The sequence below is a fragment of the Christiangramia fulva genome, from assembly GCF_003024155.1.
Lineage (GTDB): Bacteria > Bacteroidota > Bacteroidia > Flavobacteriales > Flavobacteriaceae > Christiangramia > Christiangramia fulva.
Window position 1 is genome coordinate 1,121,444 of sequence record NZ_CP028136.1, and the last position, 20,897, is coordinate 1,142,340.

Sequence of the window (20,897 nt, forward strand, 5' to 3'; positions counted from 1 at the left end):
TTTTAATAAAATTTTTCGCCTCCTAAAAATACCATTTTTAACTCAATAGTCTTTAAAATTCTTTTTGGATGTAACTTTGCCGTGTGGAGCATACCCGAAAGATCATACATATAGATATGGATGCCTTCTACGCTTCAGTAGAACAACTCGATAATCCGGAATTGCGCGGGAAACCAGTGGCAGTTGGCGGAAGTTCACAACGTGGAGTTGTAAGTGCGGCTAGTTATGAGGCCAGGAAATTTGGAGTTCGTAGCGCCATGAGCAGCGTGATCGCGAAAAGAAACTGTGCGGAATTGATCTTCGTAAAACCAAGATTTGAGCGATATAAGGAGATCTCCCAACAAATCAGGAAGATTTTTCTTGAATATACCGATCTGGTTGAGCCTCTTTCGCTGGACGAAGCCTACCTCGATGTCACAGAAAATAAAAAAGGAAATCCCAGTGCGACGCTCATTGCTCGGGAAATCCGGGAAAAGATAAAGGAAAAGACAGGGCTGAATGCCTCTGCGGGAATTTCCATCAATAAATTTATCGCGAAAGTCGCCAGTGATATCAATAAGCCGAACGGACAAAAAACAGTTGCTCCGGAAGAAGTAATTGAATTTCTTGAAAATCTGGACATTCGTAAATTTTATGGTGTAGGCAAGGTGACGGCCGAAAAAATGTACCGCCTGGGAATTTTCAGCGGAAAGGATCTGAAAGAAAAATCGGAAGAATTCTTAACCGAACATTTCGGTAAGAGCGGCGCTCACTTTTATAATGTCGTGCGAGGAATTCACCTAAGTGAAGTTAAACCTCATCGCATCAGGAAATCACTGGGCGCAGAGAGAACTTTCAGCGAAAATATTTCCTCAGAAATCTTTATGATCGACCGCCTGGAAAATATTTCCGAAGAGATTGAAAAAAGGCTAAAGAAGAGCAAAGTGGCAGGAAAAACAGTAACCCTGAAGATAAAATATAGCGATTTCACCCTCCAGACCCGCAGTAAAACGATAAATAATTACATCGCCAGTAAGGAACTTATCCTGGAAATAGCGCGGGAATTACTTTACCAGGAGAAAATGAAGGATTCTGTGAGGCTCCTGGGAATTTCACTTTCCAATCTTAATACCGAAAAGGGCGAAAAAGAAGAAGAAAAAAAGGAAATTTCTGTACAGCTCAGATTCAAATTCTAAAACCGACTAAATTTTTTGTATAAAAAAGAGGCTGTCTAAAAAGACCTTTTTTCGTCAAGCTGAACTTGATTCAGCTTCTTATGGATTTTCAATTAGTTAAGATTCTGAAATAAATTCAGGATGACGTTATCTTGATTTTTCAGACCGCCTCTTCTTAATGATTTTTCACTCTTATTCTATTTCAGAAACTCTAAGAGTATTCACCATTCCTTTTGCAGTAATTGGCATCGCAGCCAGGTTGATGGTGTAATCCCCGGCTTCTACAAAACGGGTTTCTTTAGCCATCCTGTTGATATCTTCAATGGTTTCGTCGGTACTCACGAACTTATCGTAGTAAAAAGCTTTTACTCCCCATAGCAGGCTTAGCTGATTGAGGATCCTCATATTTGAAGTAAATACCAGGATATGAGCCTCTGGTCGCCATGCCGAAATCTGGAAAGCCGTGTAACCGCTATTTGTTAGTGTACAGATGGCCTTGGCCTTGATCTCATTGGCCATATGGGCGGCGTGATAACAAACCGCTTTAGTGATATAGCGTTTGGTGCGAACATGAGGTGGTTCATGTGGCACTTTGATAAGCGGAGAACTTTCCACACTTTCGAGAATTTGTGACATTTTTTGAATCACCTGAACAGGATATTGCCCCACAGAGGTTTCACCACTCAGCATCACGGCGTCAGCACCATCCATCACCGAGTTGGCCACATCGTTTACCTCTGCCCTGGTGGGTGTGAGGCTGGTGATCATGGTTTCCATCATCTGGGTAGCAATGATCACCGGAATTCTCGCTTTTTTAGCCGTAAGTACAAGTTTTTTCTGAATAAGTGGAACTTCCTGAGCAGGAATTTCAACTCCCAGATCACCGCGAGCTACCATAAGTCCGTCGCAATAGGCAACAATCTTATCGATATTTGCGACTCCTTCGGGTTTTTCTATTTTGGCAATAATTGGGATTTTGTACTGCGTATGTTCTTTAATAAGGTTTTGAAGTTCTATAAGATCCTGGGCGTGTCTTACAAAAGAAAGCGCCATCCAGTCGACATCCATCTCACAGGCAAAGATCGCGTCTTTTATGTCCTTTTCTGTTAGTGCAGGCAGGGAAATACTGGTATTCGGAAGGTTAACCCCTTTTTTTGATTTTAACGGCCCTCCCTGAATAACTTTAGTTTTAACCTCGTCTTTTTTGTTGGTGCTAACCACTTCAAAGATAAGTTTTCCGTCATCCAGAAGGATTCGTTCCCCGGCCTGAACATCACCTGGAAAAGAGTCATAGTTCATATAGACTCTTTTGGCGGTTCCCTTGAATTCTTTACCAGTGGCGAAAATTATTTCATCTCCTTCATTAACCACTACTTCTTCCTTCATTACCCCAACCCTGAGCTTAGGACCCTGGAGGTCAGCAAGGATTGCCGCATTAAATCCGTCTTCTTTATTTAATTCACGGATCATGCGAATTCGCTCCTTTACATCATCGTAATTGGCATGAGAAAAATTTATTCTGAAAACGTTCACTCCTTCCTGCAGCATACGCCTTAGGATATCTTTAGTACTGGTCGCTGGACCAAGAGTGGCAACAATTTTCGTTTTTTTGTTGGTAGGCATTTATTCGAATATTAGATTTTGTTTGGATTTTAAAAGTTCTGGCTCGATCGCATAAGCAGCCTGGACCTGGGGAATTTTTCCAATTTTTGTAAGCATTCTGGAAAAAGCTTTACCTTCTATTTCTTCACCGATTTTAAGGAAATAATCTACCTTTTTATATTCTGGAATTAAATATACTTCCTTTGGACTAATTTCCTCTTCATCAAATAAAGACCCGGAACTGACTATTTTCTTAGGCTCGCCCTTGAATTTATTAGCTACCAGGTGAAAAGAACATTGCGTCCTGGCTTCTTTAAAAGTGTAAAGAGGAAAGGCAGCGCGATAATCATCAAAATTAAAATCTACATCTTCCCTTTCTCTTTCCAGGTGAATTTTCAGAACCTTGTTCAAAAGATAGGCCATTTTAAATCCTTCCATAGAAGCGTAAATGGCGATGAGACTAAATGGTTCTTCTTCAACTTCAAGCAGCATTTTATGCGATTGCATAAACATTTATCTTAAAGTCTAAAGATACTATTTGATTAATAAAAAGACTATAAAAGCAGCGTAAAATCCGTAATATTTTACGAAAACGTTATAGTTTTTCCTTAAATTATCAATTATTGAATTTTATTCTGCAGGGCATAATAAGCTCTTTTCGAGGCTTTCTCTTCCGCTTTTTTCTTCGAAGTAGCGCGTGCTTTCGCAACTACACGTTTATCGATTCGCAGTTTTACTGCAAAATGTTTGAGTTCATCATTTCCTGTATCTTCATATACTTCATAATCGAACTCTTTTTTCTCCTTCTGGCACCATTCTATAAGGAGGCTTTTATAGCTGATCACTTTTCCTTCCAGTTGTTCAATATCTACATAAGGATCTATTACACGGTCATAAATAAACCTTCGGCAGTATTTGTAGCCACGGTCGAGATAAATGGCGCCCACCAAAGCCTCGAAAAGGTTCCCATGAATATTAACCCCAAACTGATCTTTGGCGATATTGGTTTCAATATGGTCGATCAATCCGAGATCCTTTCCCAGTTCGTTAAGGTGTTTCCGACTTACCACCTTTGACCTCATTTTTGTAAGATAGCCTTCATTTCCTCCAGGAACCGCCTTAAATAAATGGGACGCAACCACTGCACTTAGCATTGCATCTCCCAAAAATTCCATTCTTTCAAAATTAATGGCATTTCCCTCTTCATCTTTTCGATTAAGAGAACGATGAGTGAAGGCTCTTTTATAATGTGCAATGTTTTTTGGTTTGAACCCGAGGATCTGGGTGACCACATTAAAAAAATTCCCGCCTTTAGAAGAGCGGGAATTTAATATGTTGCGAATAACACTCATAAAAAGATTATTCGTCGAATTTTTTAAATACAACACAGGCATTATGACCTCCAAAACCGAATGTATTGCTCATCGCAATTTTTACATCCCTCTTCTGCGCTTTATTTAGCGTAAGATTTAGTTCCGGATCTATATTCTCATCAACATGCTCGTGATTAATGGTAGGAGGAACAATTCCCCGCCTTATGGAAAGGATAGCGGCAATCGCTTCAATGGCTCCTGCTGCTCCCAGTAAATGCCCGGTCATGGATTTAGTGGAATTAATATTAATGTGTTTGGCATGTTCCCCGAAAACTTTTGAAATCGCCTTCAATTCAGCGACATCTCCCAATGGAGTAGAGGTTCCATGCGTATTAATCGCATCAATATCTTCCGGTTTCAATCCGGCATTTCGAAGACAATTCTTCATCACCGCAACCACACCGTCTCCTTCGGGATGTGGCGCTGTCATATGGTAGGCATCAGATGATAATCCTCCTCCCAGCAATTCAGCATATATTTTCGCGCCTCTGGCTTTGGCATGCTCGTACTCTTCAAGAATAAGGGCGCCTCCGCCTTCCCCCAGCACAAACCCATCGCGGGTGGCATCGAAAGGTCTTGATGCAGTTGCCGGACTTTCATTCCTGGTGGAAAGGGCATGCATTGCATTAAAACCTCCCATTCCCGCCTGGGTCACAGCCGCCTCTGATCCGCCGGAAACAATGACGTCGCTGTATCCCAAACGAATATTGTTCAGGGCGTCTATCATCGCATTGGCTGAAGAAGCACATGCAGAAACCGTGGTATAATTCGCTCCCATGAACCCGTGACGAATCGAAATGTTGCCAGGGGCAATATCAGCGATCATTTTAGGAATGAAAAACGGATTAAATCTTGGAGAACCATCCCCTTGCGCAAAATTGATCACTTCGTCCTGGAAAGTTTCCAGACCACCTATTCCGGCACCCCAGATCACTCCTACACGGTATTTATCGACTGTATTTAGATCTATCCCAGAATCTTTTATAGCTTCATCTGAAGATACAATAGCATACTGAGCAAACCTATCAAGCCTTCTTACTTCCTTGCGGTCAAAGTAGTCAAGAGGATCGAAATTTTTGAGTTCACAAGCGAATTTAGTCTTGAACTTTTCGGCATCAAAATAAGTGATAGGAGCACTACCACTTTTTCCATTTACCAGTCCCTCCCAATATTCTTCAAGATTATTACCAATTGGGGTTAAGGCTCCAAGGCCTGTAACTACAACTCGCTTTAACTCCATATGGTGTTTTTAATTTTTATTTTTTTGCGTCTTCGATATATGAAATTGCCTGACCAACAGTAGCAATGTTTTCAGCCTGATCGTCTGGGATCTGGATATCAAATTCCTTTTCAAACTCCATGATCAATTCTACTGTGTCTAGTGAATCAGCACCCAAGTCGTTGGTGAAGCTGGCTTCATTTACAACTTCGTTCTCGTCAACTCCTAATTTGTCAACGATGATAGCTTTTACTCTTGATGCAATGTCTGACATAATTTTTTATTTTAATTTTGATTAGGTGGCAAAAATAAAAAACTTTATTTTAAAACCGATTTTTACTCAGAAAATGTGTTTGTAATTTACACAAATTCATTGAAACCGATTAATTTTACTTCCTAATAATTGTTAAGAGCCTTATTTTGAGTAACAAACCCCGCGACCATTTTAAGAAGATTGTGATATTTGCTTCCGGCTCTGGAACCAATGCCGAAAATATCATAAAATATTTTCAAAATTCAGATAAAGCCAGGGTAATTGCCGTTTTTTCCAATCGCCGAACGGCCGGTGCATTAAAACGCGCTTATGATCTGGACGTCAAAGCGCTTCATTTTGATCGTGATGCCCTTTATAATTCACATGAGGTACTGAATGTCGTGAGAGACATGAAGCCCGACCTAATCGTGCTGGCAGGCTTTTTATGGCTATTGCCGAAAAAATTCCTTCAGCAGTTCGCCGGGAAAATTGTCAATATTCATCCGGCTCTACTTCCGGCATACGGTGGAAAAGGAATGTATGGTTCTAATGTACATGAAGCAGTGATCGCCAATAAAGAAAAGGAAAGCGGCATTAGTATTCATTATGTTAATGAAGAATATGATAAAGGAGAAATCATTTTCCAGGCAACCACCCAACTAGAAAATACCGATACTCCCGATAGCCTTGCGCAGAAAATCCACCAACTCGAATACAAACATTTCCCGGAGGTAATCGAAAAAATTCTCGACGAAAAATAGTGGAACAACCAATTGTACACATATATACCGATGGTGCCGCAAGAGGAAATCCCGGTCCCGGAGGTTACGGAATCGTGATGGAATGGGTGGGAAAACCTTATAAAAAGGAATTTTCAAAGGGCTTCAGCCATACAACGAATAACCGTATGGAACTTTTGGCCGTTATCGAAGCATTGCGAAAACTGAAAAAACCGGGTATTCAGGCTGTGGTTTTCACCGATTCAAAATATGTAGCCGATGCAGTTTCTAAAGGATGGGTTTTCGGCTGGGAGAAAAAAAATTTCGTCAATCGCAAAAATGCTGATCTCTGGAGGGCTTTTTTAAAGGAATATCGAAATCATCAGGTGAAATTTCAGTGGATAAAGGGACATAACGAACATCCGCAGAACGAACGTTGCGATGCATTGGCGGTAGCGGCTTCAAAAAATAAAAAGCTCCTGCCCGATACAGGATATTCGGGTTAAGAATTACTCATTCGTTAAAGGGTTTAGCTCTTGAAAAACAAACTGTATATTTGCAGCATATTTTTTAAAACCAATTATGAGCAAATTACTGATTGTAGGTACTGTTGCCTTTGATGCTATTGAAACTCCCTTTGGAAAAACCGATAAAATTCTTGGTGGTGCGGCCACTTATATTGGCCTTTCTGCAGCAAATTTCAATATTGACAGTGCGGTGGTCTCTATAGTTGGGGAAGATTTTCCCGATTCTTATCTTGAATTACTTAAAAAAAATAATATAAATATAGACGGTGTGGAGATAGTCAAAGGTGGGAAAACCTTTTTCTGGAGCGGCCGTTATCATAACGATTTAAATACCCGTGATACGCTTGAAACACAGCTGAACGTTCTTTCCGATTTTCAGCCTCTGGTTCCTAAAGACTATAAAAATGCCGAATATGTAATGCTGGGAAATCTGCATCCGCTTGTCCAGCTTAGCGTCCTCGACCAGATCGAAGATCCTAAACTTGTGGTGCTGGACACCATGAATTTCTGGATGGACAATACCCTGGAAGATTTAAAAAAAGTGATTGAGCGGGTAGATGTGATCACCATTAATGACGAGGAAGCCAGACAACTTTCAGGTGAACACTCTTTGGTAAAAGCAGCACGAAAAATAGAAGAAATGGGGCCTAAATATGTGGTAATAAAAAAAGGGGAGCACGGAGCATTGTTATTCCGCGGGGATCAAATTTTCTTTGCACCCGCTCTTCCGCTGGAAGAAGTTTTTGACCCAACCGGCGCCGGGGACACGTTTGCTGGAGGTTTTATAGGTTATCTTGCATATACCAATGACGTGACCTTCGAAAATATGAAGAGCGCTATTATTTACGGTTCAAACCTTGCCTCCTTCTGTGTGGAAAAATTCGGTACCGAGCGTATGCAGAAACTTGACAGAAAACAGGTGAATGAAAGGCTGGCCGAGTTCAGGAAGTTAACGCAGTATCAAACACATATAGATTAAAATTTATTGCCCTGTAATTACGGGGCTTTTTTTGTGACCAATATTATAAATTCCCAAAAAGGAACCCACTACAATGAGCGATGCTTTAAAACACGAATGCGGAATTGCCCTTATCAGACTTCTTAAACCTCTGGATTTTTATAAAGAGAAATACGGAAGCGCGTTTTACGGGGTCAATAAGATGTACCTAATGATGGAAAAACAGCACAACCGGGGTCAGGATGGTGCGGGTTTTGCCAGCATCAAACTTAATACAGTTCCTGGTGAACGGTATATCAGCAGGATTCGCTCGAATCAGGCGCAACCTATTCAGGATATTTTTGAGCAGATCAATCAGCGGGTTAATGATGAGATCAAAGAACATCCTGAATATGCCGATAATACAGAACTTCAGAAAAAGAATATTCCCTATCTCGGCGAGGTGCTTTTGGGTCATGTACGCTACGGCACCTTCGGAAAGAATAGTATCGAAAGCGTGCATCCTTTTCTAAGACAAAATAACTGGATGCACCGGAACCTTATCGTTGCCGGTAATTTCAACATGACCAATGTTAACAGGTTGTTCAATAATTTGGTAGAACTTGGCCAGCATCCAAAGGAAAGAGCGGATACTGTCACGGTAATGGAGAAAATCGGACATTTTCTTGACGATGAAGTTCGCAAGCTCTACAAAAAACTGAAAAAGGAAGGATATTCCAAGGTCCAGGCTTCGCCAATAATTGCTGAAAAATTAAATGTTGCCAAAATACTTCGGAAATCATCAAAGATCTGGGACGGCGGTTATGCAATGGCCGGTTTAATGGGCCATGGTGATTCTTTTGTCCTGCGCGATCCTGCAGGAATAAGGCCCGCCTATTATTATAAAGATGATGAAGTGGTGGTGGTAGCTTCAGAAAGGCCTGTGATCCAAACTGTGTTCAATGTTCCTTTTGAAGCCGTGACCGAATTAGATCCGGGACATGCTATCATCACGAAAAAAAATGGTGATACCTCTATTAAAAAGATCATTGAGCCGCTGGAAAGAAAAGCCTGTTCTTTTGAGCGAATTTATTTTTCACGCGGAAGCGATGCTGAAATTTACCAGGAAAGAAAAAATCTGGGAAGGTTTCTAATGCCCGAGGTGTTAAAGAGCATCAAGCACGATACAGTGAAGACGGTTTTCTCATTTATACCCAATACAGCTGAAACTTCTTTTTACGGAATGGTCGAAGCCGCTCAGGATGAGCTTAATAAACAAAAAAATGAAGCGATCCTTGCTGAAAAGGATAGCCTTACTGATGAACGCCTGAAGGAAATTTTATCTTACCGGCTTCGTACCGAAAAAATCGCCATAAAAGACGTAAAACTGCGAACTTTCATCACAGAAGATAGCAGCCGCGATGATCTCGTGGCGCATGTATATGATGTAACATACGGAGTTGTAAAGCCCGATGACAATCTTGTGATCATTGATGACAGTATCGTTCGTGGGACTACTCTTAAAAAGAGTATCATCAAAATGATGGATCGACTTAATCCGAAAAAGATAGTGGTTGTTTCTTCGGCTCCACAAATTCGATATCCCGATTGTTACGGAATCGATATGGCAAGGCTGGAAGACCTCGTTGCTTTTCGGGCTGCTCTTGAACTTCATAAAGAAGAAGGATCTTATGATATAGTAGAAAAAGTTTATGAGAAATGTAAGAAGCAGGTGGACCTTGATGATAGTGATGTTCAGAATTTTGTGAAAGAAATTTATGAGCCCTATACCGATGAACAAATATCTGATAAAATAGCTGCTTTACTCAGTGAGGACTCGGTAAAGGCTGAAGTAAAGGTGATCTACCAAAGTGTTGAGAATTTGCATAAAGCCTGCCCTAAAAATCTGGGTGACTGGTATTTTACAGGAGATTATCCTACTCCGGGAGGAAATCGCGTGGTAAACCGTGCTTTTATGAATTTCTATGAGGGTAAAAAGGACCGCGCCTATTAATTCATGTTTTTCATCTATTAATTAGGTAGTTTATCTAAAAATCTTTGCGTGTAGGTTTTTTCTATCTACATTAGTATTGCCATAACATAAGTAGGTTAAGTTCATGGTAGATTTGGGGCAAAAAAAGGTGGAATCATATTCCGCCTTTTTTTATTTTCCGTAGAAGGAAATCTGGTTTTATTTTATTCCAAAAACAGATAATCAACCGTTTAACTAATTTTCGAGCCTTTCATCTAAAAATTCATTATCCTAAGATCTTTCTTTCTATCTTTATAAGACCATAGCATAAGTAGGTTAAGTTCATGGTAGATTTGGGGCAAAAAAAGGTGGAATCACATTCCACCTTTTTTTATTGTTTTAAATTCAGCCAAATAAAAAACCCCGCAATCGGCGGGGCTTTCCATATCAAGAAATTAAAAATTATTTCGCTTTAGCATATCTGCTGGAAACTTCTTTCCAGTTTATAACATTAAAAAATGCATCTATATACTCAGGACGTTTATTTTGATAATGTAGATAATATGCATGTTCCCAAACATCCAGTCCGAGGATAGGAGTACCGCCGCAACCAACTTCAGGCATAATCGGGTTATCCTGGTTTGGAGTGGAACAAATATCTAATTTTCCTCCTTTATGAACACAAAGCCAGGCCCATCCGGAACCAAATTGTCCTGCAGCAGCTTTAGAAAATTCATCTTTGAATGCCTCAAAAGAACCAAATTCTTTATCTATAGCTTCAGCAAGTTCACCTTCCGGTTTTCCACCGCCATTAGGAGACATTATTTCCCAAAAAAGACTGTGGTTATAATATCCACCCCCATTATTACGAACGGCGCTGTTAGACATATCAAGATTGTGTAAAATATTCTCGATATTTTTTCCATCCATATCTGTACCTTCGATAGCTGCATTTAGCTTTTTAGTGTAACCACCGTGGTGCTTATCATGGTGAATTTCCATGGTTCTGGCATCGATATGTGGCTCTAGTGCGTCAAACGCATATTTTAATTTCGGTAACTCAAAAGACATAATATTCTATATTTTTAATGATTAGTACTTAAACTCTATCAAAGTTAGACATTCAGGTCTTTCCTGTAAACTATTTAGTGTTATAAAATCCTTAAAAGACAGGGGATTTCCGGTTCCATTTTAATTAAATTGCAAAAAAAGAAATAAGCAGCAAAATTCAGCATTTTTGAAGACCTCCTTTAATATTTACAATGCTTCAGCAGGTTCTGGCAAGACTTTTACCCTGGTGAAGGAATACCTCTCCCTTCTTTTTACTTCGGAAAGAACCGATTCTTATAAAAATATTCTCGCGATCACCTTTACCAATAAAGCGGTGGGCGAAATGAAAAAAAGGATATTGGATTCTCTTCTTATTTTCAGAAACAAAGAAACCTCAGCTATAAATAATCCGCTTTTAAACGAAATTTTAAAAGAAACCTCGCTGAGTCCTGAAGAGATCAGGAAGAAATCGGCTGAAATCCTTAAAAGCATTATTCACAATTACGCCGCTTTTGAGATCTCAACCATTGATGGTTTTACTCATCGCGTTCTTCGTACTTTTGCCCGCGACCTGGGGATCCCAATGAATTTCGAGGTTGAACTGGAGACTGATGAAATACTTGCTGAAGCCGTAGACAGTCTTATCAGTAAAGCCGGGAGTGATAAAAAATTGACTTCGGTACTTCTCGATTTTACCCTTAACAAGACCGATGATGACAAAAGCTGGGATATTAGTCGTGACCTTTTTATTATTTCGAAGCTGCTTACCAATGAAAATAATCAGAGAGCCATAGCTGTTTTAAAGGAAAAAACGCTCGATGATTTCAGGGAATATGAAATTAACCTGAATAAGAAACTCCGCGCCACAAAAGAAGCCATTAGGGAAACCGCTGATGAATTCTTTGAAATTATGAGGGAAAACAGCCTGGATGACAGTGATTTTAGCGGCAAATACCTCGTTACACATTTTAAAAAACTGAAAAATGGGGACGAACTGAAATTTGATGCAAAATGGATAGAAAATCTTAACGATAAGCCTCTCTATCCTAAAAGAGTTGATAAAGAGAAACAAATTCTACTGGATGCCCTTCAGCCAAAAATTTCAGAATTATTCGATCAGGCGAAAAAACTTTATTACAAGGCGGAATATTATCAGGAAATAGGCAGAAATCTTGTTCAGTTATCACTTCTGAATGAGATCAATAAAGAGATCGACGCGATTAAAAAAGAAAGAAATATGATGCTGATCTCCGAATTTAACCCAAAGATCAGTGAACAGGTCAAAGATCAACCTGCACCCTTCATCTATGAACGCCTGGGTGAAAGATATCGTCATTATTTTATTGACGAATTTCAGGATACATCAGTGATGCAGTGGGAAAATCTTATTCCGCTTATCGATCATAACCTTTCCGGAAAAGAAGAGAATGCCGGCCTCACACTTGTTGGGGACGCGAAACAAAGCATCTATCGCTGGCGCGGAGGAAGAGCAGAACAATTAATTGGCCTGAGCAGTAACCAAATCAATCCTTTCCAGATAGATGCAAATGTGGTAAATCTTCCCGATAATTACAGAAGCGGCTCAACAATTGTCAATTTCAACAACTCGTTTTTTGCTTATGCTTCAGAAAAAATAAGTTTTCCCGCTTATGCCGAGCTCTTCAAAAATTCCAGACAAACTCCCAAAACTGGAGATTTCGGTTATGTAAATATTGAATTTATAGAAGCTGCCAGCAAGGAGGAAGAGACCGAAAAATATCCTCAGCAAATCCTGGAATCTATTCTCGAGCTGGATAATGATGGTTTTGACCGCGGCGATATTTGCATCCTAACCCGCACGCGTGACCAGGGAGCGCTTGTGGCTGAATTTCTGAGTCAGCATGAAATCTCTGTGGTTTCTTCGGAGACATTGCTTTTGAAAAATTCAGCAGAAGTGAATTTTATTATTTCGGTGCTTTCCCTATTGCTTAAAGAAGAAGATAGATTACTGAAATTTGAAGTTTTCGATTATCTCTCTTCAAAATATTTAAAAGAGGAAGCGATTTTCGAGAGTTTTCTTCAGAATATAGAAAAAACAGGACGCAGTTTTTACGAGTGGTTAGAGGAATATGAAATTCATTTTGATCCCGAATTCCTGAAAAGGCAGTCTTTGTATGAAGGTGTGGAATATATTATTCGCAGTTTTAAGCTTGTAGAAAAACCCGATGCTTATCTGCAATTCTTTTTGGATTTCGTTTTTGAAGTTTCTCAAAAACATTCTTCCGCATACAGTTCTCTTCTTGAAAAATGGGAGCAGAAAAAGCATAAACTCAGTATCGTAACGCCAGAATCTTCGGGAGCTGTTCAGATCATGACCATACATAAATCTAAAGGACTCGAATTTCCAGTGGTGATTTATCCTTTTGCAAATTCAGATCTTCAGGACACTCGAAAAGACTGTCTTTGGCTAAATTGTGAAGACGAACTCATTCCCATTGCTTATGTAAATGCTTCCTCAAAAATGCTGAACTGGGATGATGATGCGGCCCAGGCATATACACAATTGGTTTGTCAGAACGAATTGGATACCCTGAATGTTTTTTATGTTGCCTGCACCCGTGCGTCGGAAAGACTGTATGTATTAAGTAATTACAATGAAAAACCGAAGAAAAATCCGAATATTCCTGATATGCTTTTGGAATTTGCGAACAGGGAAAAACCTGATTCCCAAAAAAGGAAGGTTGAATTCGGGATGAAGGAAGGTCCAAAACAACAAAAAGAACAGAAAGAAAATGTAAGATTAGCAGAGACTTTTTATTCTTCTGCCGTTCAGAACCAGGCCGTGAATATTGTGACCCGTGCTGGGGCTTTATGGGATAGTACACAGCAGGAAGCCATTGAAAAAGGGGAAATCATTCATGAGGTACTTTCAAAAATAGATCATTCAGAAGATCTTGAAGCTGCCATGGATTGGGCAGTGGTAAACGGACTTATAATGGAAGCGTCAAGACAGGAAATTTCGACTATTGTTTCAAAAATTATCAATCACACTCAGCTTTCTCATTATTACTCAAAAGATTCAGAAAATTTTAATGAGCGGGAAATTATCAGTCCAAATGGTGAAAGGCTGCGTCCTGACCGCTTAAATTTCCGCGGAAAAAAAGTCACTATTATAGATTATAAAACCGGAGGCTTTGTAGATGATCACGAGAAGCAAATTTTGGGATATGCCAGTGTGCTAAAAGAGATGAACTTCGAAATTGACCAGTGTTTGCTGGTTTATACTCATGATCCTGTAATTATAAGAATCGTAAAAGAAAATTAACTTTGTAAAAAAAACATCATGTACGGAGCAATAAAAGAACATTTACAAAAGGAAATTGAAGAAATTAAAGAGGCTGGCCTCTATAAAAAAGAAAGGATTATAACGAGTCCGCAAGGCGCTGTGATCAAAATTTCCACCGGACAGGAAGTGATCAATTTCTGCGCGAATAACTACCTGGGGCTTTCTTCTCATCCTGAAGTAATCCAGGCAGCAAAAGACACCCTGGACACTCATGGATTCGGAATGTCCAGCGTGAGATTTATCTGCGGAACACAGGATATTCATAAAGAACTGGAAAAAAAGATCGCCGAATTTTACCGCACTGAGGATACCATCCTTTACGCGGCGGCTTTTGATGCGAACGGAGGAATTTTCGAACCTTTATTTACCGCTGAAGACGCCATCATTTCCGATTCCCTGAACCATGCATCTATTATCGATGGAGTGCGTCTCTGTAAAGCTGCAAGATACAGGTATGAAAATGGGAATATGGCCGATCTGGAAAAGCAATTACAGGCAGCCGATGAAAATGGCGCCCGATTTAAAATTATTGTAACCGATGGCGTTTTTTCTATGGATGGTCTGGTAGCGCCACTAGATAAAATTTGTGATCTCGCTGATAAATATGACGCTTTGGTAATGATTGATGAATGCCATGCAACAGGATTTATAGGGGAAAATGGTATTGGTACTCTTGAGGAAAAGAAAGTGCTTGATCGAATAGATATAATCACCGGTACATTAGGAAAGGCATTAGGTGGAGCTATGGGGGGTTATACTACTGCAAAAAAGGAAATTATAGAGATTTTAAGGCAGCGTTCAAGACCTTATCTTTTTTCCAATTCTCTGGCACCGGCAATTGTTGGTGCTTCAATTAAGGTTTTTGATATGCTAAAAACAGATAGTAGCCTTCGGAATAAACTGAAGGAGAATACGGCTTATTTTAAAAAAGGAATCAAAGATGCAGGATTTGAGATCATTGATGGACAGGCAGCCATTGTTCCGGTAATGCTGCATGATGCAAAGCTCTCGCAACAAATGGCCGACATGTTACTGGAAGAAGGGATCTACGTTATCGGGTTCTTTTATCCGGTTGTTCCCAAAGGAAAAGCAAGGATAAGAGTGCAACTTTCGGCTGCACACGAAAAAGAACATCTTGACAAAGCAATAGAGGCATTTAAAAAGGTTGGGCGAGAACTTAAAGTAATTTCATAATCTGGAAGGAGATAAATATTAATAAAATATTCGTAATTATTTTGATTTTCAGTTACTAAAATGAGGTTTAAACCAACGAAAAGCCCCAGCAATTAAGAAAACTTTATTATTTTTGTCTTTGTTAATATGCACTAACAGCATACTTTTGTTAACGATTAACACTTAAAACTAAACTATTAAATATGAAACATCTTAGCAAAATTGTATTAGCTCTATTTCTTATAGCAGGCTATACTTCTGTACAGGCACAGGATGCAAATAATCCCTGGGCCATTACTATAGGAGCTAATGCTGTAGATTTCTATCCAACAGGAGGAGACGCCCCTCTTGGCGGTAACTTTGAAGATTACTTTAATACTAATGATCATTGGAACATTTTACCTGCCTTATCTAAAATTGCGGTATCACGTTATATTGGTGCCGGATTTGTTGGAGAATTATCTGGAACCATAAATAAAATTGACAAATATGGCGACCAATCACTCTCAGATCTTTCTTATTACAGCGCAGATTTATCTCTCGATTATAGCTTAAGAGCACTTTTAAACGATGGATGGTTTGATCCTTATCTTGGTGTTGGCGGAGGTTATACCTGGATTGGAGAAAGTAGTGCTGGAAGTAATATTTCAAATCTTGATGCCGCAACTTTAAATGGTCAATTAGGGTTTAATTTCTGGTTTTCAGATAACCTTGCCTTAACTATTGAATCAAAATACAAACACATTTTTGATACCGATAATGCCTCTCATTTTCAACATTCTGCAGGAATTAAATTTGTTTTTGGTGGAACTGATACCGATGGGGATGGTATTTATGATAAAGACGATGAATGTCCGGAAGAACCAGGTCTTGCAGAGTTTAACGGATGCCCAGATTCTGATGGCGATGGAATTGAAGACCGTAAGGATGCCTGTCCGAACGAAGCTGGTTTAGCTGAATTTAACGGATGTCCGGATTCTGACGGTGATGGAATTGCAGATCCTGACGATGAGTGTCCAAATGAAGCTGGTATCGCCGCAATGAACGGTTGTCCTGATGCTGATGGTGACGGAGTAAAAGATAGCGAAGATAATTGTCCAGATGAAGCTGGTCCTGCAGATAATAACGGATGCCCATGGCCTGATAGTGATGGCGATGGTGTGCTTGACAAAGACGACGAATGTCCAGAACAGGCTGGTCCTGCATCTACAAATGGATGTCCAGAACCAACTGCTGAAGTAATGAAAGAATTGAATGAATATTCAAAAACTGTTCTTTTCGACTTCAACAAAGCAACTATCCGTAAAGAATCTGAAGATGCTCTTCAATCAATCGTGGACATTATGAAAGAATATCCACAAACTGTCTTCCATATAGAAGGTCATACTGATAGTGTTGGTAGTGATTCTTATAATATGAAGCTTTCCAGAGAGCGTGCAGCTTCTGTGAAACAATGGTTGCAACAACATGGAGTACCTTCTAATAGATTGACCTCTGAAGGTTATGGTGAAACACAACCTATCGCTACTAACAGTACTGCTGCTGGTAGACAGGAGAACCGACGTGTGGAAATCTCTTTAGATAAAGACAAAGAGATGAAAGATTCTGCAACAAAGAAAAATATGTAATTAGGAGTTGTAAAAACCCTCTTAAAACGCTCCGCTTTGCGGGGCGTTTTTTATTTTAGGCCCATGATTACATTTATCAGGGAAACACTTGAGAATTTAAGGAAAACTTCATCAATGCCTTTGTCTGAAATGGTTTTTGTCCTTCCCAGTAAAAGGGCGGGAGCATTTCTATTAAACGAACTGGCCAAAATTTCGGAAACCAGCCTTTTCGCACCCGAAGTATTGAGTATTGAAGAATTCACCGAGCAGATTAGTGAACTTCAGCTTATCGATAATACCATTAGCCTGTTTGAGTTTTACGAGGCTTACACAAAAATTACCCCTGAGGGGGAACGCGAAGATTTCGAAACTTTTTCCGGCTGGGCACAGAATCTACTTCATGATTTTAATGAAATTGATCGCTATCTAATAGATTACAGGCCGTTTTTCGATTATTTATCGGGGATACAGGATATAAAACACTGGTATCTACGCCCGGAACGAACCGAATTGATAGAAAAATATCTTCATTTTTGGAAAAAACTTCCCGAGTATTATGAAACTCTTAGGGAAAATCTGCTGGAAAATGGGCTTGCTTACCAGGGATTGATTTACCGCATAGCTGCTGAAAAAATTCAACAATACGCAAAAAAGAATAACCGGCATTTTGTTTTTATAGGTTTTAATGCCCTCAATAGTTCTGAACAGGAAATTATTCATTTCCTCTTAAAAAAAGAACAGGCAGAAGTTTTTTGGGACCTCGATGAAATATTTTATAATGACCAGTCTCATGCTGCTTCCATTTTTATAAGAAAATATCTCAAAGACTGGGAATATTACCAAAACAAGCCATTTAAAAATTTTGGAAATCAATACGCAAAAGCAAAAAATATTCAGATCACGGGAGTGCCTAAAAACATTGGCCAGGCAAAATATATAGGAGAATTACTGGGAGGTTTTGACCAAACTACACTTGAAAATACCGCCGTAGTGCTGGGAGAAGAAGAATTATTGTTACCGGTGTTGAACAGCCTTCCGCCGCAATTACAGGAATTGAATATTACCATGGGATTCCCGGTTAAGAATTCGCCGGTAAATTCCCTATTTGAAAGTCTCTTCTTATTACATACTTCCGGGACAGGAAATTACTATTATAAAGATGTTCTGGCAATTACAGATAATCCCTGTATCCAGCCTCTATTAAAAGAATATGGAACTCAGCTAACCAGGGAAATTCATTCCGGAAATCTTGTATATCTCAGTTTTGATAAAATCTGTGGAATTTTTTCTGAAGATCTCCAAATACTCATAAACGCCTGCTTCAAACCAAAAAAGGAAAATGTACCTGAATTTCTGGAATCACTTCAGAAGATAATTTATGAAATAAAGGAAGACCTGAAAAGCAAAAACGATAAACTTGGACTCGAATTCCTTTATCATTTTCATAGGCTTTTTAATAAACTTCAGAACCTTACTTCACAATACCCCCATATTAAAAATCTGAGGACTCTTTTCGGGTTTTATAAAGAACTTGTTTCTACCGAAACTTTGGATTTTCAGGGCCGCCCTTTTAAAGGTTTGCAGCTGATGGGAATGTTGGAATCACGTGCTCTTGATTTTGAAACAGTGATCATTTCTTCATTAAATGAAGGAGTTTTACCCGCAGGAAAATCTGAAAGTTCTTTTATTCCCTACGATCTAAAAAAGCAGGAAGGTCTTCCCACTTACCTTGAAAAAGACGCGGTTTATACTTATCATTTCTACCGGCTTCTTCAACGTGCAAAAAATGTTTATTTACTATATAACACTGAAGTTGAAGGATTAAATTCCGGAGAAAAAAGCCGATTTATCACCCAGCTTCTGGTCGAAAAGCAGGAGAAGCATCATTTAGAAAGTCAATTTGTGAGTCCGCAGGTTCCAAAATTCGAAAAACAGTTAAAAGAAATTCATAAGACTCCTGAAATCCTTGAAAAAATAAAGTCGCTCGCCTCTTCGGGATTCTCGCCCTCCGCTTTGACTTCTTATATTCGGAATCCTTTAGATTTTTATGTTCAATACATTTTGGGAATCAGAGACCAGGAAGAAGTTGAAGAAACCGTTGCATACAATACCCTCGGGACGGTGGTTCATAACACGCTTGAAGCTTTTTATTTACCGCTGGAAGGAAGAAATCTAAGATCAGAAGATATAAATTCTTTCCGAAGAGAACTTGATAAAAAAGTGAGTGAGGAATTTGCCAAAACTTATAGTCCTTCTGGGCTTAATAAAGGGAAGAATTTGCTCATTTATGAAGTGGCCCGAAGGTATATTCAGAATTTCTTAAAATTTGAACAACAACGCCTTCTGCAAGGTGATGAGATCCAAATTATACAGATAGAAAAAGATCTTCGAATACCTCTTCCAGTAGAAAAACTGGATTTTCCGGTTTATCTTCGCGGCAAAGTAGATCGCTACGAATTACTCAACGGTATTCCCACAGTGATCGATTATAAAACCGGAAAAGTTATAGAATACGAACTCGCCATTGATGAGTGGGCGGAAATAACAAAAGATTATGACAAATACTCCAAATGTTTTCAGGTTTTAACTTATGTGAACTTGCTTGCGGAAAGCAAAGACCTTAAATTCCCGGCCGAAGCCGGAATTATTTCCTTTAAGAATCTAAAAAACGGATTCTTGAAATTTGCTGAAAAAGAGAAGGGAAGCCGCAAAAAAGACAGTCTGATCACTCAGGAAACACTCGCGGTTTTCAGAGAAGAGGTAAAAAAATTAATTTGCGAGATCTGTGATCCCGAAATCCCCTTTATAGAGAAAGAAATTAAAAAAAGCTATGGAAATTTCTAAAGAAAAGAACATCGTCATCGATGGAAAGCGTGATAAACCCATCCTCGTTGATCTAATTTTCAAAGACAATGGGAAACCCAAACCTGTAATTATCTTCTGCCACGGTTATAAAGGTTTTAAAGACTGGGGCGCATGGGAGATCATGGGTGAACGTTTTGCCGACGAAGGTTTCTTTTTTCTGAAGTTCAACTTCAGCCATAACGGCACTACCCCTGAAAATCCTACAGAATTTTTAAATATTGAAGCTTTTGGCGATAATAATTACACTATAGAACTCGATGATCTTCAAACAGTGATCGACTGGATACTTCTTCCCAATTTTAAATTCGCCCAGCAGGTTGATGTAAGCGATATAAACCTCATTGGTCATTCCAGAGGAGGCGGAATTTGTGTAATTAAGGCTTCCGAGGAAAAAAGGATAAATAAACTCATCACCTTCGCTTCGGTATCCGATTTTGGATCGCGCTTTCCGGAAGGTAAAAAGCTCGAGGCCTGGGAGAAAAAAGGAGTGCAGTATATTACCAATTCCCGCAACAAACAGCAACTGCCGCATCATTATCAGTTTTATAAGAACTTCAGGGAGAACCGGGAAAGACTGAATATTAAAAAATCGGCTAAAAAACTGGAAATTCCGCATTTAATTGCCCACGGCAGCAGTGATACCAGTGTTTCTATTGGCGAAGCCGGAAATCTTTTCGAATGGAGCCCCGCTCCCAAATTATTGCTGGTAGAAAACGCCGACCATGTTTTCGGGACGAAACATCCCTGGGAAAAGGAAAGCCTGCCGAAAGAATTCAATTATGTACTTGACAAAACCATTAATTTTTTAAAGACCGATTCTAAAAAATTATGGGATGAATACGGAGATAGTGATTCAGATGATTAGATAATTCATTATTTTAAGTGTAATTCATCATAATTAATTAACAGTTAATCTATTATGTAAATTTTTACATATCCTTTTTTACGTAATATCCTTAGTTTTTTTCTCTGAATTAGAAACTAATGTTTTCAATGATCGCGTACAAGGAGTACCTCACCTATGTAGATTAATATTACAGCTTCCCTAACTTATATTGATTCTTACATCGCGACCTTACCAGCGTTAGGTTGAAAATTCATTCAAAAAAATTTCTAACTTA

16 protein-coding genes and 1 pseudogene are annotated in these 20,897 nt (G+C 39.2%); 11 read left to right on the top strand and 6 right to left on the bottom strand.

Annotated elements, in window-relative coordinates; genetic code table 11:
* The first annotated feature begins 83 nt into the window (after positions 1-83).
* Positions 84-1,175: a DNA polymerase IV gene (gene dinB, locus C7S20_RS05145; RefSeq protein WP_107011477.1), complete on the top strand. Its 1,092-nt coding sequence runs from the start codon at positions 84-86 to the stop codon at positions 1,173-1,175.
* A 171-nt stretch (positions 1,176-1,346) separates the two neighbouring features.
* On the opposite strand, the gene pyk is transcribed toward dinB, so the two are convergent.
* From pyk to C7S20_RS05170, 5 genes are all read right to left on the bottom strand, one after another.
* A complete protein-coding gene (gene pyk, locus C7S20_RS05150) occupies positions 1,347-2,777 on the bottom strand; it encodes a pyruvate kinase (RefSeq protein ID WP_107011478.1) in 1,431 nt (476 codons plus the stop codon).
* Positions 2,778-3,263, bottom strand: a complete 486-nt coding sequence (locus tag C7S20_RS05155; protein WP_107014103.1) for an IPExxxVDY family protein — start codon at positions 3,261-3,263, stop codon at positions 2,778-2,780. It abuts the gene before it with no gap.
* A 113-nt stretch (positions 3,264-3,376) separates the two neighbouring features.
* The gene (gene rnc, locus C7S20_RS05160) at positions 3,377-4,108 is read right to left on the bottom strand and encodes a ribonuclease III (protein ID WP_107011479.1); all 732 of its coding nucleotides are present in this window, start codon (positions 4,106-4,108) and stop codon (positions 3,377-3,379) included.
* A 7-nt stretch (positions 4,109-4,115) separates the two neighbouring features.
* Positions 4,116-5,369: a beta-ketoacyl-ACP synthase II gene (gene fabF, locus C7S20_RS05165; protein ID WP_107011480.1), complete on the bottom strand. Its 1,254-nt coding sequence runs from the start codon at positions 5,367-5,369 to the stop codon at positions 4,116-4,118.
* Between the two features lie 16 nt (positions 5,370-5,385).
* Positions 5,386-5,622, bottom strand: a complete 237-nt coding sequence (locus C7S20_RS05170; protein WP_013069791.1) for an acyl carrier protein — start codon at positions 5,620-5,622, stop codon at positions 5,386-5,388.
* A gap of 146 nt (positions 5,623-5,768) precedes the next feature.
* On the opposite strand from C7S20_RS05170, the gene purN reads away from it, so the two are divergent.
* The 4 genes from purN to C7S20_RS05190 all read left to right on the top strand — a co-directional run bounded on the left by purN (position 5,769) and on the right by C7S20_RS05190 (position 9,798).
* A complete protein-coding gene (purN, locus tag C7S20_RS05175; protein WP_107011481.1) occupies positions 5,769-6,362 on the top strand; it encodes a phosphoribosylglycinamide formyltransferase in 594 nt (197 codons plus the stop codon).
* Positions 6,362-6,826, top strand: coding sequence for a ribonuclease HI (rnhA, locus tag C7S20_RS05180; RefSeq protein ID WP_107011482.1), 465 nt, complete (start codon positions 6,362-6,364; stop codon positions 6,824-6,826). Before purN ends, rnhA begins: the two co-directional genes overlap by 1 nt.
* A gap of 76 nt (positions 6,827-6,902) precedes the next feature.
* A complete protein-coding gene (locus tag C7S20_RS05185) occupies positions 6,903-7,826 on the top strand; it encodes a PfkB family carbohydrate kinase (RefSeq protein ID WP_107011483.1) in 924 nt (307 codons plus the stop codon).
* A 73-nt stretch (positions 7,827-7,899) separates the two neighbouring features.
* Entirely contained in the window at positions 7,900-9,798 is a 1,899-nt protein-coding gene (locus C7S20_RS05190; RefSeq protein ID WP_107011484.1) for an amidophosphoribosyltransferase, read from the top strand.
* 420 nt (positions 9,799-10,218) lie between these two features.
* Here C7S20_RS05190 and C7S20_RS05195 read toward each other — a convergent pair whose 3' ends face one another.
* Complete coding sequence (locus C7S20_RS05195; protein ID WP_107011485.1) at positions 10,219-10,827, bottom strand: superoxide dismutase; 609 nt, start codon at positions 10,825-10,827, stop codon at positions 10,219-10,221.
* Positions 10,828-10,981: 154 nt separating this feature from the next.
* On the opposite strand from C7S20_RS05195, the pseudogene C7S20_RS19915 reads away from it, so the two are divergent.
* From C7S20_RS19915 to C7S20_RS05220, 6 genes and pseudogenes are all read left to right on the top strand, one after another.
* Positions 10,982-11,236: pseudogene (locus C7S20_RS19915) on the top strand (UvrD-helicase domain-containing protein); the annotation flags it as partial.
* A gap of 480 nt (positions 11,237-11,716) precedes the next feature.
* Positions 11,717-14,110, top strand: a complete 2,394-nt coding sequence (locus C7S20_RS19920) for a UvrD-helicase domain-containing protein (protein ID WP_479873609.1) — start codon at positions 11,717-11,719, stop codon at positions 14,108-14,110.
* Positions 14,111-14,128: 18 nt separating this feature from the next.
* Positions 14,129-15,325 (top strand): glycine C-acetyltransferase, encoded by a 1,197-nt coding sequence (gene kbl / locus C7S20_RS05205; protein WP_107011487.1) that lies wholly within the window; start codon positions 14,129-14,131, stop codon positions 15,323-15,325.
* 182 nt (positions 15,326-15,507) lie between these two features.
* Positions 15,508-16,932, top strand: a complete 1,425-nt coding sequence (locus C7S20_RS05210) for an OmpA family protein (protein ID WP_107011488.1) — start codon at positions 15,508-15,510, stop codon at positions 16,930-16,932.
* A gap of 114 nt (positions 16,933-17,046) precedes the next feature.
* The gene (locus C7S20_RS05215) at positions 17,047-19,755 is read left to right on the top strand and encodes a PD-(D/E)XK nuclease family protein (RefSeq protein WP_227009107.1); all 2,709 of its coding nucleotides are present in this window, start codon (positions 17,047-17,049) and stop codon (positions 19,753-19,755) included.
* Positions 19,742-20,641, top strand: coding sequence for an alpha/beta hydrolase family protein (locus C7S20_RS05220; protein ID WP_107011490.1), 900 nt, complete (start codon positions 19,742-19,744; stop codon positions 20,639-20,641). The genes C7S20_RS05215 and C7S20_RS05220 overlap by 14 nt, the downstream gene beginning before the upstream one ends.
* The last annotated feature ends 256 nt before the right edge of the window (positions 20,642-20,897 follow it).